Genomic DNA, 13,867 nt, shown 5'->3' on the forward strand with positions numbered 1-13,867 from the left:
GACCAGGTCCGCCGGCCGTGCGGGTCAGTGCGCGGCGGGTACGTACGGTGCGAACAGGGCCGCCAGTTCCTCGTGGACCCGCGCCTTGAGCAGGGTGCCGTCCGGGGTGTGCTCCTCGGAGATCACCTCACCCTCGACGTGCGCCCGCGAGACGAGACCGCCCCGCGTGTACGGCACGAGGACCTCGATCTCGACCTGCGGCCGGGGCAGATCGGCGTCGATCCGGGCGAGCAGCTCCTCGATGCCCTCGCCCGAGCGGGCGGAGACGGCGAGGGAGTGCTTCTCGGTCCGCAGCAGCCGCTGGAGCACCAGCGGGTCGGCCGCGTCCGCCTTGTTGACGATGACGATCTCCGGCACGTTCACCGCGCCGACCTCGCGGAACACCTCGCGTACGGCCGCGAGCTGCTCCTCCGGGGCCGGGTGCGAACCGTCCACCACGTGCAGGATCAGGTCGGCGTCGGCGACCTCCTCCATCGTGGAGCGGAACGCCTCGACCAGGTGGTGGGGCAGATGCCGGACGAAGCCGACGGTGTCCGCCAGGGTGTAGGCGCGGCCGGTGGGCGTCTCGGCTCGCCGGACGGTCGGGTCGAGGGTGGCGAACAGCGCGTTCTCCACCAGCACGCCCGCGCCCGTGAGGCGGTTGAGCAGGGACGACTTGCCGGCGTTGGTGTATCCGGCGATGGCAACCGACGGCACCTTGTTACGGCGCCGCTCCTGCCGCTTGACGTCACGGCCGGTCTTCATCTCCGCGATCTCACGGCGCATCTTCGCCATCTTCTCGCGGATCCGTCGCCGGTCCGTCTCGATCTTGGTCTCACCGGGACCACGGGTGGCCATGCCGCCACCGCCGCCGCCACCCATCTGCCGGGAGAGCGACTGACCCCAGCCGCGCAGCCGCGGCAGCATGTACTGCATCTGCGCGAGCGCGACCTGCGCCTTGCCCTCACGGGACTTGGCGTGCTGGGCGAAGATGTCGAGGATCAGGGCGGTCCGGTCGACCACCTTGACCTTGACGACGTCTTCGAGGGCGATCAGCTGACCGGGGCTCAGCTCACCGTCGCACACGACGGTGTCGGCGCCGGTCTCGAGAACGATGTCCCGCAGTTCCTTCGCCTTGCCCGAGCCGATGAACGTGGCCGGGTCCGGCTTGTCACGGCGCTGGATGACACCGTCGAGCACGAGGGCGCCCGCCGTCTCGGCGAGGGCCGCGAGCTCCGCGAGGGAGTTGTCCGCGTCCTGGACGGTTCCCGAGGTCCAGACGCCGACCAGCACCACGCGCTCCAGGCGCAGCTGCCGGTACTCGACCTCGGTGACGTCCTCGAGTTCGGTGGACAGGCCCGCGACACGGCGCAGGGCCGCCCGCTCGGAGCGGTCGAACTGCTCGCCGTCCCGCTCTCCGTCGATCTCGTGGCTCCAGGCGACGTCCTCTTCCATCAGGGCATCGGCCCGAAGGCTCTCGGTACGGTTCGTCTCCGCGAAGCTCTGCTTGTCCTGGGAAGGGGATGAAGAGGAGGTCATTGGATCCTTTACGTCGAAGGTCGATGCGAAGTCTTCTACGGCAGTCACAACGCGTGACACGGGGAAAGAATTCCCTGGGCCCGGCAGCGCCGCCGACGACACGATGGTGACACGGCCGGGCACGGCCCGTCATCCGGGTTTCCCCGGATGTTCGGGGCGCACCGCGCCCGCGAGCGCCCGCTTTCCCGGGTCCGCCCCCACGCGCGCCCCCGCGCCCCCGCCCGCCTCCGGGCTCACGGAGCGTGCCGCGCGCTCGGCCCCGCCGGCCGCCGCCCGCTCCTCCGCCCGATCCGCCGGGGCCTGTTCCGGGGCCGGGGCGGGAGTCCGCTCCGGGGTCCGGGTACCGGCCCGGAGCGGGGCCTCGGACCGCCAGTCGGGGTGCCCCGGCATGGGCGGGGTCTTCGTCCCGTACAGCCAGGCGTCGAGGAAGTCGCCCAGATCGCGCCCCGCCACCTCGCTCGCCAGTGCCACGAAGTCGGCGGTCGAGGCGTTGCCGTCCCGGTGTTCGGCGACCCAGCGGCGTTCCAGCCGGTCGAAGGCGTCGGCGCCGATCTCGGTGCGCAGGGCGTACAACGCGAGGGCGGCACCGTTGTAGACGACGGGCCGGAAGATGCTGATCTTCTTGCCGGGCTCCGGCGGCTTCGGCTCGGCGGGCGGGCCGTCGTCCGCGCGCCACTGATCGGACTTGGCGTACGAGGCCTTCATCCGCGCCTCCAGGGTCGGCCCGCCGTTCTCCTGCGCGTACAGCGCCTCGTACCAGGTGGCGTGGCCCTCGTTGAGCCACAGATCGGACCAGACGTGAGGCGAGACGCTGTCGCCGAACCACTGGTGCGACAGCTCGTGGACCATGACGGACTCGACGTACCAGGCGGGGAAGCCGGGGTCGGTGAACAGCCGGCGCTCGAAGAGCGACAGGGTCTGGGTCTCCAGCTCGAAGCCGGTCTCGGCGTCGGCGACGACGAGACCGTAGTCCTCGAAGGGGTACCGGCCGACCTTGCGCTCCATCCACTCCAGATGGCCGGGGGTGTCGCTCAGCCAGGGTTCCAGGACCTCCTGATCGACGGTGCGCACGACGTCCCGCACCGGCAGCCCGTGCGGGCCCTCGCGGCGCAGCACGGTGGAGTCGCCGATGGACACCTGCGCCAGCTCGGTGGCCATCGGGTGGGCGGTGCGGTACGTCCACGTCGTCCGGTCGCCGTGCTGCTCACGGACCTGGGCCAGGCCGTTCGCCACGACGGTGAGGTCGTCGGGCGCGGTGATCCGGAAAGTGAAGAAGGCCTTGTCGGAGGGGTGGTCGTTGCACGGGAAGACCCGGTGGGCCGCGTCGGCCTGGTTGGCCATGGCGAGTCCGTCGGAGGTTCGGACCCAGCCACCGGAATCGGCCGGGCCGCGGGGGTCGCTGGTGTGGGTGACGGCGATGTCGACGACCTGGCCGTGCCGGAGGGGTTCGGCCGGGGTGACGACCAGGTCCTCGTCGACGCTCGCGAAGTCGGCCCGCCGGCCGTCGACGGTCACGGAGGAGACGGTGCCGTGGGTGAAGTCCAGGTTGAGGTGTTCCAGCTCCTCGGTGGTCACGGCCTGGATGCGGGTGACGCCGGCCAGCGGCCGGTCGTTGCGGCCGGGGTAGGTGAGGGAGATGTCGTACGTCAGGACGTCGTAGCCGGGGTTGCCCAGGTACGGGAAGAGCCGGTCGCCGATGCCCAGCGGCACGGGCGGGGGCGCCGCGGCGGCGACGAGTCCCGCCGCGAGGGCGACGAGGACGGCGGAACGCGCCACGCGCCCGCGTGCGGGGCGAACGCGGCTGCGGGACGTCCGGGTGGGGGGCGTCGGGGAGCGGTGCGGCATGCGTTACGGCTACCAGGGCCCGGCCCGCTCCCCCGGGCGGCGCGCACACCGGCCACCCGAAGGGCGCACGCGCGCGGGGCGCCCGGTGTGCCGGGCGGGGCGGGCTGTCACCCCCCGGTCTCCCCTCACGCGGCCCCCACCGCACGGTCCGTACCGGCACGGTCCTCGCCACGGGGGCCGCGTCCACGGGGACCGCGTCACACGATCCCCGCCACGGGGGTCGCCGCCGCGCCTGTGCCACGTCCGTGGCGGCGCCGCAGCCCGCGCGGCCCCGTGGCCACGGTCACGGCCCCACGCGTGGACGGGCCCCGGCGCGCTGCCGGGGCCCGTCCACGCGGTCAGAGTCCGGGGGCGGCCGGGCGCCGCGCCCGGCTCACGTCGTACACCCCCGGAACGTCCCGCATGGCCTTCATCAGCGCGGGCAGCCCGGCGGCGTCCGGCAGACGCAGCGTGTACGTGTGCCGGACCCGCTGCTCGTCCGGCGGGTCGACGGTGGCGGCGGCCACGGTGGCGCCCTCGGCGGCGATGGCCTCGGTGAGGTCGGCGAGCAGACCGGGCCTGCCGAAGGACTCCACGGACAGGGTGACCCGGGACGCGGTGGTGTCACTCCCGGGACCGGTGGCGTCCGGCCCGCCGTGTCGTTTCGCCGCGTCGGCCGGCGGCCGACGCGCGGCCGCCGGGGGCGTCGCCGCCTCGGGGTGGGCGCGCAGCCAGCCGGTGATGGCGATCCGGGCGGCGGGGGTGCGCGCGTGGTCGAGCCACTGCGGGGACGGCCCGGAGGCGGCGTCCTGGGCGAGCAGGAGCTGGACGGTGTCGCCGTCGCGGAGCACGGTACTCAGGGGCGCGAGCCGGCCGTTGACGCGCGCCCCGACACAGGAGTGGGCCGCCTCGCCGTGCCAGGCGTAGGCGGCGTCGATACAGGTGGCGCCGGCGGGCAAGCCGAGGGTGCCGCCGTCGGTGCGGAAGACGGTGACCTCCTGATCCTGGGCGAGGTCGGCGCGCAGCGCGGTCCAGAAGGTGTCGGTGTCGTGGGCGGACTGCTGCCAGGCGAGGAGCCGGGACAGCCAGCCGGGCCGGGTCGGGTCGGCACGCTCCCCGTCCTCGGCATATGCCCCGATTCCGGCTCCCTGGCCGGCACCGGCCCCGGCGCCGGTCCGGGCGCTCGTCAGCGGGTCGCCCGGCGCCTCGGGGGCCGGCGCGTACGGGTTGCCGAGGGCGACCACGCCCGCCTCGGCGACCTTGTGCATCCGGTGGGTCCGGATGAGGACTTCGGCGACGGCTCCGTCGGGCGCGGCGATGGCGGTGTGCAGCGACTGGTAGAGGTTGAACTTGGGGGCGGCGATGAAGTCCTTGAACTCGGAGATCACCGGGGTGAAGCAGGTGTGCATCTCGCCGAGGACGGCGTAGCAGTCCGCGTCCTCGGCGACCAGCACGAGCAGCCGGCCGAAGTCGCTGCCGCGCAGTTCGCCGCGTTTGAGATGGATGCGGTGGACGGAGACGAAGTGGCGCGGCCGGACGAGGACTTCGGCGGCGATTCCGGCCTCGCGCAGGACACCGGCGACCTGGTCGGCGACGGCCCCGAGGGTGTCCCCGGCGAGGGCGTCGGCGGCGATGAGCGCGCGCGTGGCCGCGTACTGCTCGGGGTGGAGGATCGCGAAGACCAGGTCTTCCAGTTCGGTCTTGAGCGCCTGGACGCCGAGGCGTTCGGCGAGCGGGATGAGGACGTCCCGGGTGACCCGGGCGGTGCGGGCCTGTTTCTCGGGGCGCATCACCCCGAGGGTGCGCATGTTGTGCAGCCGGTCGGCGAGTTTGATCGACATGACACGGACGTCGTCGCCGGTGGCGACGAGCATCTTGCGGAAGGTCTCGGGCTCGGCCGCCGCGCCGTAGTCGACCTTCTCCAGCTTGGTGACGCCGTCGACGAGATACGTGACCTCGTCGCCGAACGCCTCTCTCACCTGATCGAGCGTCACCTCGGTGTCCTCGACGGTGTCGTGGAGCAGCGAGGCGGTCAGCGTCGTGGTCTCGGCGCCGAGTTCGGCGAGGATCAGGGTGACCGCGAGCGGGTGGGTGATGTACGGCTCGCCGCTCTTGCGGAACTGGCCGCGGTGCGAGGACTCCGCGAGCACGTACGCGCGGCGCAGCACGGACAGATCGGCGTCGGGGTGGTGGGCCCGGTGCGCCTCGGCGACATGCCGGATGGCGTCGGGCAGCCGGTCGCGCGGGGCGGGGCCGGCGGTGGCCCCGAGCAGGGCCGCGCGGCCGATGCGGCGCAGATCGATTCTCGCGCGGCTGCGGCGGCGGCCGGGAGCGGCGGAACCGGTCGGCCCGGTCCCGCTCAGGGGTTGAGCGGCCTCTGCACTCATGGGGGCACCTCCGGCGGCGTCGACCGGCAAGGTGGCCCGGGCAGCGTGCCCGGCGGGGCCGGTGCTTGATGCTATCGAGCCCACCACGTGGCGCAGTCCCGCTCTCGCCGAGCGTGAACCGGATCACCCATTCGAGGGATGAAACCGGGGCATCCGGTTTCACCAGGAGACCGGGTGGACACACTGGGGGCCGCTCACCGAACGGCTTCCCTCAAAGCGTAGGGCCTACCCGGCCAAGAACCGCCGGGCAGCCCCTAGAGGTGATCCGCGAGCCAGGCCGGGTCGACGGTGCCCTCGCCGACGATCACGGCGGGTCCCGTCATCTCGATCTCGCCGTCCGGGTGCTCGGTGATGACGAGCGTCCCGCCGAGGACGTCGACGGTGTACGTGACGGGGGCACCGGACACGGCCGGGTCGACGCCGTCACGGCGGGCGGCGGCCACGGCGACGGCGCAGGCGCCCGTACCGCAGGAGCGGGTCTCGGCGGCGCCGCGCTCGTGCACGCGCATGGCGACATGGCGGGGGCCTCGGTCGGCGACGAACTCGATGTTGACGCCGTCGGGGTAGACGCCGGCCGGCTCGTAGGGCGGCTCGTCGTACAGAGTCCCGGCGTGGTCGAGGGAGTCGACGAAGGCGACCGCGTGCGGGTTGCCCATGTTCACGTTGCGGGCGGGCCAGCTGCGGCCGTCGACGGTGACGGTGACCCCGGCCTCGGGGAGCGCGGCCCGGCCCATCCTGACGGTGACGGAGCCGTCCTTGTCGAGATGGACGCGCTTGACGCCGCCCCGGGTGGCGACGGCGACCTCACCGGCCGTGACGTGCCCGGCGTGTTCCAGATAGCGGGCGAAGACCCGGACGCCGTTGCCGCACATCTCGGCGACGGAGCCGTCCGCGTTGCGGTAGTCCATGAACCACTCGGCCTCGCCGGCCATGTGCCGCGCCTCGGCGTGCGCGGCGCTGCGCACGACGTGCAGCACGCCGTCGCCGCCGATCCCGGCCCGCCGGTCGCACAGCCGGGCGACGAGGGCGGGGGGCAGGTCGATGGTGTTGGCGGCGTCGGGGACGATCACGAAGTCGTTCTCGGTTCCGTGTCCCTTGAGGAAGCCGAGGGGCGAGGTCTGCGCGCTGGTCACGGGATCAACTGTACGGGTACGAGGCCGGGCCGGCGGAGCGCGGCGGCCCGGTCGACGTGCCCCGGAAGCCCCCGCGCGGAGCCTCCCGGGCCTGGGGATGCCCTCGGCCGTCAGCGCAGCCGGGCGACGCGCCAGACCGCGAGGACGACCAGGACGGTGCTCAGCAGGACGTACAGGGCGAGGACGCGCCAGTCAGGGCGTTCGCCGGAGCCCCGGGCGGGCAGGCCCGGCCAGGTGTGGCCGACGCGGCGGGCGGCCATCATGCCCCAGCCGGCCGCGCAGGAGCTGATCAGCAGCCCGAGCATGGCGACGACGGCGCCACCGTCCCCCGACCCGAAGGCGAGCGGGAAGGCGAACATCAGGGAACCGACGGCGGCGAGCGCGACGATCGGGGCGAGCTGCCAGATCCGTAGGCGGCGCTGCGGGCGCAGTTCCACCTCGACCTCCGCGGCGTCGACCTCGACGGCGCTGCCCACGGCCTCGTCGGGGCCGTCCGGCGTCAGTCCGGGCGCCTCACCGGGTACTTGTCCCCGGACGGCGGCCTGCTGCTCCGTGTCACGAGGGCCGGCCTCCATCGCCACGCGCCCTCCCACTCGGACTCCACTTGGTCGATCGATGCTCGATGATGGCACGCTCCGACCCTCTGGAATGACGGGCATGGCGTCCCGATGCCATCACGTGATCAGGCTGTAACCGCTCGTTCGACCAACGCCAGCGCCTGTCCCGGGAGTTCCCCGCGATCGACTGCCGCCCCACTGAGCCAATGGACGCGCGGGTCGCGCCGGAACCACGAATCCTGACGGCGCGCGAAGCGTTTGGTGGCGCGTACGGTCTCCGCGCGCGCTTCGTCCTGCGTGCACTCCCCCGCGAGCGCCGCGAGCACCTGCTGGTAGCCGAGCGCGCGCGAAGCCGTGCGCCCCTCGCGCAGCCCGTGCGCCTCCAGAGTGCGGACCTCGTCGACGAGTCCGGCCTCCCACATGCGGTCCACGCGCGTGGCGATGCGCTCGTCGAGCTCGGGGCGGGCGACGTCGACGCCGATCTGGACGGTGTCGTAGACGGACTCGTGGCCCGGGAGGTTGGCCGTGAACGGCTTGCCGGTGATCTCGATGACCTCCAGGGCTCGGACGATACGGCGACCGTTGCCGGGCAGGATCGCGGCCGCGGCCTCCGGGTCGGCGGCGGCCAGCCGCGCGTGCAGCGCGCCGGAGCCGCGCTCCTCCAGCTCGGCCTCCAGCCGGGCCCGGATCCCGGGGTCGGTGCCGGGGAACTCCAGGGCGTCGATGGCTCCCCGTACGTACAGCCCGGAGCCGCCGACCAGGACCGGGGTGCGGCCCTCGGCGAGCAGCCGGTCGATCTCGGCACGGGCCAGCCGCTGGTACTCCGCGACGCTGGCGGCCTCGGTCACGTCCCAGATGTCGAGGAGGTGATGCGGCACGCCGCCGCGCTCCTCCACCGTCAGTTTGGCGGTGCCGATGTCCATCCCCCGGTAGAGCTGCATGGAGTCGGCGTTGACGACCTCACCGCCCAGCTGCTGGGCGAGAAAAACGCCCAGATCGGACTTTCCGGCCGCAGTGGGACCGACGATGGCGATGACCCGCGGGGCGGGAGCTGCACTTCTCACCACCCCAGTCTCGCAAACCCGGGGCCGCGTCCCCGAACGAGCTACGTGACGACCCTCATCCGGCTTCGTTTCCTGTTGCGGAATTCCACACCTGAGTACGCTAGGAGCAGATATGGGCGTTTTCTCACTGTTTCGTCGGAGGAGCAGGAAGAACTCGAACCCGATGGAGGTCGCCGGAACGGCGCCTGTGACGGAGGAGGCGAAGGAGACGGCCGCGACGGCTGAGACAGCCGGAACGGCCGATGCGGCCGGGACCACCGATGCGGCCGGGACCACCGATGCGAAGGCTGTTACCGAATCCGCCGCTCAGCAGGCCGAGCCGACCGGATCGGCCGGGACGGCCGACCTCGCCGGGCAGGCTGACGCGGACCATAGGACGGCCGGGGCGGAAGTGAAGGCGGAAGCCGACGCGGAAGCGGCAGCCGAAGCCGAAGCCGTGGATGCCGACAAGGTTCTCCAGGCCACCGAGGCCGCGGAAACCTCGGAAGCCCTGCAGGCGGAACCTGCCGAGGCCGCCGAAGCGGCCGAGGACGCCGGACCGGCCGGACCGGAGGCGAAGGCCGAGCCGGAGGCGTCGGCGCCCGCGGCGCGCGCCGACGGCGCGGCCGAGCAGGAGGCCGTCGAGATCCCCCGGCAGCAGTCGGTGGAGCAGGCCGTGGACAGCGAGGCCGGCGAGGGCGCCCGCAAGTAGCCCCGGACCGGCACCGCACACAGCGGCACGGAACGTGACGGACCCTCGTGGGTCCGGCGGAGGGAGGGTGACCCCATGGGTCTCCTGGATTCACTGAAGGCCAAGCTCGGCCCCGCCAAGGACAAGGTCTCCGACCTGGCCAGGGAACACGGCGACAAGGTCGAGCAGGGTCTCGAGAAGGCCGCCAAGGTGGTCGACGAGAAGACCAAGGGCAAGTACAGCGACAAGATCGAGACCGGCACCGGCAAGGCCAAGGAGGCCATCGAGAAACTCGCCCACAAGGGCGAGGGCCCGTCCGGTGACGGCCCGGCCTCGCCGCCTTCCTCCCCGCCACCGGCGGCCTGACCTTCCCCCGCGACGGCGGACGGCCGTGGAGCAGCTGCTCCACGGCCGTCCGCCGTTGTCACGCGCGCGTTCCCCCGGGGGCACGCGCGCGTGACGCGCGCCGCCGTGCGGGGCGACACCCGCGGGTCGGTTCCCGTGGGTGAGCTCGCGCAAGTCGGCTCGTACGGATGCCCCGTACGGCTCGGCTCGTACGGCTCGGCTCGTACGGGTCGGCTCGTACGGGTCGGCTCGTACGGGGCAGCTCCAGGTGGCGACGACGTACCCGACCCCGTAGGGGGCGTCCTCGTACAGCAGCCGCCCCGCGAGGTCCGCGCCCTCGGCGGCGCCCGCGAGCACCTGCCAGGGAGCCCGCCCGGCCGCCTTCAGCTCACTCGCCAGACCGGCGTCCAGCGCCAGCAGAGCGGCCGTGTCGGCCGTACCCAGAGCCCGCGCGGCGGCCGTGTCGAAGGCCTCGGCGCGTTCGTCCAGGTAGCCGGGCGCCTTGACCGTGCGGCAGGCGCTGCCATCGCCCATGACGAGCAGGGCGACCCGCTCCGCCGACCCGGCGATCTCCCGTCCGGTCTCCGCGCACGGGGCGGCCTGTGCCGACTCCGCGACGCCGAGCCCCTCCACCGGGGCGCCGGACCAGTTGGTGTGGCCGAGCAACCAGGCGGCGACGGAGAGCGAGGCGGGCAGCGGGCGCTCGCCCCCGGACCCACTGCCGAGCCGTACGGCCAGATCGACTCCGAACGCGGCGAACGAGCCCGCCGAACCGCCCGGGAAGCCGCCCCGCGCCCCCTCGGCGGCGGGGCCGACGACCACGAGCCGGTCGGGGCGGGCGGCGGCGAGCACCCCGAGCGCGTCGGAACAGGCCGTACGCGCGTCGGCGAGCTCCGACGCGGCACCGGCCGCGACGGCGGGCACGAGGAGCGGGGGGCAGGGACAGACGGCGGCGGCGACAAGCATGATCCGCAGCCTACTGCGCCAGGGCGCTACCAGGCCGGGTGCCGGTCCTTTGGCGTTCCGTCCGGCTCGGCCGAGTCGTACACCAGCTCGGCCAGGCTGAGGACGGTCTCTGTAGCGGACACCCTCCCCTTCACCCGGACGAGATAGCTGTCGCTCTCGCCCATCCGATACACCTGACGCCGCTTCTCCCGCATCGGCGCACGGTAGGCGAGAGCGGCCCGGCGCAGTGCCTCCTCGGCCTGCTCCCGGTCGCCGGTCACTTCCGCGACGAGATCGGTCCTGTAGGAGTCGGCGCCATTGTCGTACCTCGCCACGATGAGCCAGTGCCCCATGCGGTCCCCCCGCTGATGAGTGAGTGGTGTACGCCGTGTGTACGCGTGCGTCAGTGACTCCCGCAAGCCGGCGCGTCCGCCACCGGCAGCGGCTCAGGGACGCCGATCTTCGGCAGTCCCAGCAGCACCCCGGCCGGCTTCGGCTCGGGCGCGGCGGTGCGCTTCTCCCAGGCGTCGCCCGCGCGGGTACGGCGCACGGCGGCGACCGGGCCCTCGGCGAGGAGGTGGTGCGGGGCGGCGTAGGTGATCTCGACGGTCACGACGTCGCCGGGGCGCACGTCCTCGTCGGGCTTGGTGAAGTGGACGAGCCGGTTGTCGGGGGCGCGGCCCGAAAGGCGGTGCGTCTCGCCGTCCTTGCGGCCCTCTCCCTCGGCGACCATGACGTCGAGGGTGCGGCCGACCTGCTTCTTGTTCTCGTCCCAGGAGATCTCCTCCTGGAGGGCGACCAGGCGCTCGTAGCGGGCCTGCACGACCTCCTTGGGGATCTGGTCCTCCATGGTGGCGGCCGGGGTGCCGGGGCGCTTGGAGTACTGGAACGTGAACGCGCTCGCGAAGCGGGCCTCGCGCACCACGTGCATGGTCTGCTCGAAGTCCTCCTCGGTCTCGCCGGGGAAGCCCACGATGATGTCGGTGGAGATGGCGGCGTGCGGGATCGCGGCGCGCACCTTCTCGATGATCCCGAGGAAGCGGTCCTGGCGGTACGAGCGGCGCATCGCCTTCAGGACGGTGTCCGAGCCGGACTGGAGCGGCATGTGCAGCTGCGGCATGACGTTCGGCGTCTCGGCCATGGCGGCGATGACGTCGTCGGTGAAGTCGCGCGGGTGCGGGGAGGTGAAGCGGACCCGCTCCAGGCCCTCGATGTCGCCACAGGCGCGCAGCAGCTTGCTGAAGGCCTCGCGGTCGCCCATGTCGGAGCCGTACGCGTTGACGTTCTGGCCGAGCAGGGTGATCTCGGAGACGCCCTCGCCGACCAGGGCCTCGATCTCGGCGAGGATGTCGCCGGGACGGCGGTCCTTCTCCTTGCCGCGCAGCGCCGGGACGATACAGAAGGTGCAGGTGTTGTTGCAGCCGACGGAGATCGACACCCAGGCGGCGTACGCGGACTCGCGGCGGGTCGGCAGCGTCGACGGGAACGCCTCCAGCGACTCCGCGATCTCGACCTGCGCCTCCTCCTGGACGCGGGCGCGCTCCAGCAGGACCGGCAGCTTGCCGATGTTGTGGGTGCCGAAGACCACGTCGACCCAGGGGGCCCGCTTGACGATGGTGTCGCGGTCCTTCTGGGCGAGGCAGCCGCCGACGGCGATCTGCATGCCGGGGCGGGCGGCCTTCTTCGGCGCGAGGTGGCCGAGGTTGCCGTAGAGCTTGTTGTCGGCGTTCTCGCGGACCGCGCAGGTGTTGAAGACCACGACGTCGGCGTCGCCGTCGGCGGTCTCGGAAGCCCGTACGTAGCCGGCGTCCTCAAGGAGGCCGGAGAGCCGCTCGGAGTCGTGGACGTTCATCTGGCACCCGTAGGTGCGTACTTCATAGGTTCGCTGGACGTCCACTGTCTGGCTCCGGTCGCTGCTGGTCATGCGACAAGGGTATGCGGTGCCGAACGCTGCCCCGTCCGGAGCGGCCGGGCGGGGGCGGGGCCCGGTACGCGGGACCGGCGTACACCGCGCGGCGCGGCCCCGGTACGGCCCCGGCGCGACCCCGGTACGGCCCCACCCGGGCAGCTCCTCCGCCGAGCCGGGGTTCGTCAGGTCGGCCCCGGCACCTCGGCCGTAGGCGGGGCCGGACCCCCGCGTTCCGCCGTCCTCCCACAAGCCCGTCCATGCGGACGGGCGGTATCACGGGCTGATGAAATCCGGCCATGTCGCCACCCTCACATCGGGGCCGTACGGCCCTTCTCATCAGGGCATATGCCACTTCGATCGCCCACCTCGCCCCTCACCTCCCTCCGCCCCACCCTGGTCAGAAACGGGGCCCGGCTGGCAGGATCGCCAGGTGTTCGCCTCCCTGCCCCGTTCTGTCCGCCGCCGCGTCCTCCCCCTCGCGGTGGCGCTTCTGGCGCTGGCCGGACTGCTGGTGGGATGGCTGGTTCCTTTCGGTTCGAAGTCGCCGAGCGGGCACATCACCTTCAGTACGGGCGTCCCCACCGGCGTCTACCAGCGGTACGGGGAGCTGCTCCAGCAGGCCCTCGACCGCGATCTGCCGCATGTCTCGATATCCCTGACGAACAGCGAGGGGTCCCAGCAGAACCTGGCCCGGCTCGCGTCCGGCGAAGCCGACTTCACCGTGGCGACGGCGGACGCCGTGGCCCAGTACCAGCGGGACCGCAAACCCGGATTCGAACGACTGCGCGGCTGCGCCAGGCTGTACGACGACTACATCCAGCTGGTCGTCCCCAAGGGCTCACCCGTCCAGTCGGTGGCGGATCTGCGCGGGCTGCGCGTCGGCGTCGGCCAGTCGGGATCGGGGGTGCGGCTGATCGCCGACCGGGTCCTCGCGGCGGCCGGGCTCACCCCGGATGTGAGCATCACACCCGTGCCGGCCGGCATCGACACGATGCCGAGCCTGCTGGAGCGCCGCGAGATCGACGCGTTCTTCTGGTCGGGCGGGCTGCCCACCCAGGCCGTCCAGGCACTGTCCGAGCGGCTTCCGGTACGGCTGGTGCCGCTGGACGCGGCCCTGGCACGGAGCCTGCACGACGTGGGCGAGTCCACCCGCTTCTACCGCACGGCGGTAATCCCCGGCGACGCCTACGCGCTCGCCCAGAACGGCAACCCGGTGGAGACCCTGGCCGTGGCGAACATCCTCGTGACCACCGACGCGGCCGACCCCGACCTGGTGGAGGGCTTCACCCGCACGGTGATCGGCAGCCGGGACGGGATCGGCAGCCAGGTCCACCCGGCCCAGCTGGTGGACCTGCGGACCGCGATCTACACCGAGCCGCTGCCACTGCACGAGGGCGCGCGGCGCTACTACCGCTCCGTGAAGCCCTGAATCCCTGAAGGCTTCAGGGCTTGAAGCCCTCAGAGCCCGGAAGCCCGCGAGCCCGGAAGCTCCACAGTCCGGCGCCCCTGAGCCCG

General features: G+C 72.9%; 11 protein-coding genes and 1 pseudogene. 3 read left to right on the forward strand and 9 right to left on the reverse strand.

Features of this window, described 5'->3' with window-relative positions; all coding sequences use genetic code 11:
• Window positions 1-24 precede the first annotated feature (24 nt).
• The 6 genes from hflX to miaA form a co-directional block, all read right to left on the reverse strand.
• On the reverse strand, window positions 25-1,518 hold the full coding sequence (gene hflX / locus ACGFRB_RS29905) for a GTPase HflX (protein ID WP_363009677.1): 1,494 nt from the start codon (window positions 1,516-1,518) through the stop codon (window positions 25-27).
• Between the two features lie 129 nt (window positions 1,519-1,647).
• Window positions 1,648-3,363 (reverse strand): M1 family metallopeptidase, encoded by a 1,716-nt coding sequence (locus ACGFRB_RS29910; protein WP_393247489.1) that lies wholly within the window; start codon window positions 3,361-3,363, stop codon window positions 1,648-1,650.
• Between the two features lie 338 nt (window positions 3,364-3,701).
• Window positions 3,702-5,729: an HD domain-containing protein gene (locus ACGFRB_RS29915; RefSeq protein WP_393247491.1), complete on the reverse strand. Its 2,028-nt coding sequence runs from the start codon at window positions 5,727-5,729 to the stop codon at window positions 3,702-3,704.
• Between the two features lie 254 nt (window positions 5,730-5,983).
• The gene (gene dapF / locus ACGFRB_RS29920) at window positions 5,984-6,862 is read right to left on the reverse strand and encodes a diaminopimelate epimerase (protein ID WP_393247493.1); all 879 of its coding nucleotides are present in this window, start codon (window positions 6,860-6,862) and stop codon (window positions 5,984-5,986) included.
• A gap of 110 nt (window positions 6,863-6,972) precedes the next feature.
• Complete coding sequence (locus ACGFRB_RS29925) at window positions 6,973-7,437, reverse strand: hypothetical protein (protein ID WP_361237856.1); 465 nt, start codon at window positions 7,435-7,437, stop codon at window positions 6,973-6,975.
• A 107-nt stretch (window positions 7,438-7,544) separates the two neighbouring features.
• Window positions 7,545-8,483 carry a tRNA (adenosine(37)-N6)-dimethylallyltransferase MiaA gene (gene miaA, locus ACGFRB_RS29930; RefSeq protein WP_363009685.1) on the reverse strand — a complete coding sequence of 313 codons (939 nt, stop codon included), beginning with the start codon at window positions 8,481-8,483 and terminating at the stop codon, window positions 7,545-7,547.
• A gap of 163 nt (window positions 8,484-8,646) precedes the next feature.
• Between miaA and ACGFRB_RS29935 the strand changes: the two genes are divergently transcribed.
• Both ACGFRB_RS29935 and ACGFRB_RS29940 read left to right on the forward strand, forming a co-directional pair.
• Window positions 8,647-9,174, forward strand: coding sequence for a hypothetical protein (locus ACGFRB_RS29935; RefSeq protein ID WP_393247495.1), 528 nt, complete (start codon window positions 8,647-8,649; stop codon window positions 9,172-9,174).
• Between the two features lie 75 nt (window positions 9,175-9,249).
• On the forward strand, window positions 9,250-9,519 hold the full coding sequence (locus ACGFRB_RS29940; protein ID WP_363009689.1) for an antitoxin: 270 nt from the start codon (window positions 9,250-9,252) through the stop codon (window positions 9,517-9,519).
• 240 nt (window positions 9,520-9,759) lie between these two features.
• Here the strand turns inward: ACGFRB_RS29940 and ACGFRB_RS29945 are convergent.
• The 3 genes and pseudogenes from ACGFRB_RS29945 to miaB all read right to left on the reverse strand — a co-directional run.
• Window positions 9,760-10,464 (reverse strand): annotated as a pseudogene (locus tag ACGFRB_RS29945) (class III extradiol dioxygenase subunit B-like domain-containing protein); the annotation flags it as partial.
• Window positions 10,465-10,490: 26 nt separating this feature from the next.
• Window positions 10,491-10,796 carry a hypothetical protein gene (locus ACGFRB_RS29950; RefSeq protein WP_393247497.1) on the reverse strand — a complete coding sequence of 102 codons (306 nt, stop codon included), beginning with the start codon at window positions 10,794-10,796 and terminating at the stop codon, window positions 10,491-10,493.
• Window positions 10,797-10,846: 50 nt separating this feature from the next.
• Window positions 10,847-12,367, reverse strand: a complete 1,521-nt coding sequence (gene miaB, locus ACGFRB_RS29955) for a tRNA (N6-isopentenyl adenosine(37)-C2)-methylthiotransferase MiaB (protein WP_361236703.1) — start codon at window positions 12,365-12,367, stop codon at window positions 10,847-10,849.
• A 415-nt stretch (window positions 12,368-12,782) separates the two neighbouring features.
• On the opposite strand from miaB, the gene ACGFRB_RS29960 reads away from it, so the two are divergent.
• Window positions 12,783-13,781, forward strand: coding sequence for a TAXI family TRAP transporter solute-binding subunit (locus tag ACGFRB_RS29960; RefSeq protein WP_393247499.1), 999 nt, complete (start codon window positions 12,783-12,785; stop codon window positions 13,779-13,781).
• Window positions 13,782-13,867: the final 86 nt, after the last annotated feature.

It is taken from the genome of Streptomyces sp. NPDC048718 (assembly GCF_043198875.1).
In the GTDB taxonomy this organism is placed as follows: Bacteria; Actinomycetota; Actinomycetes; order Streptomycetales; family Streptomycetaceae; genus Streptomyces.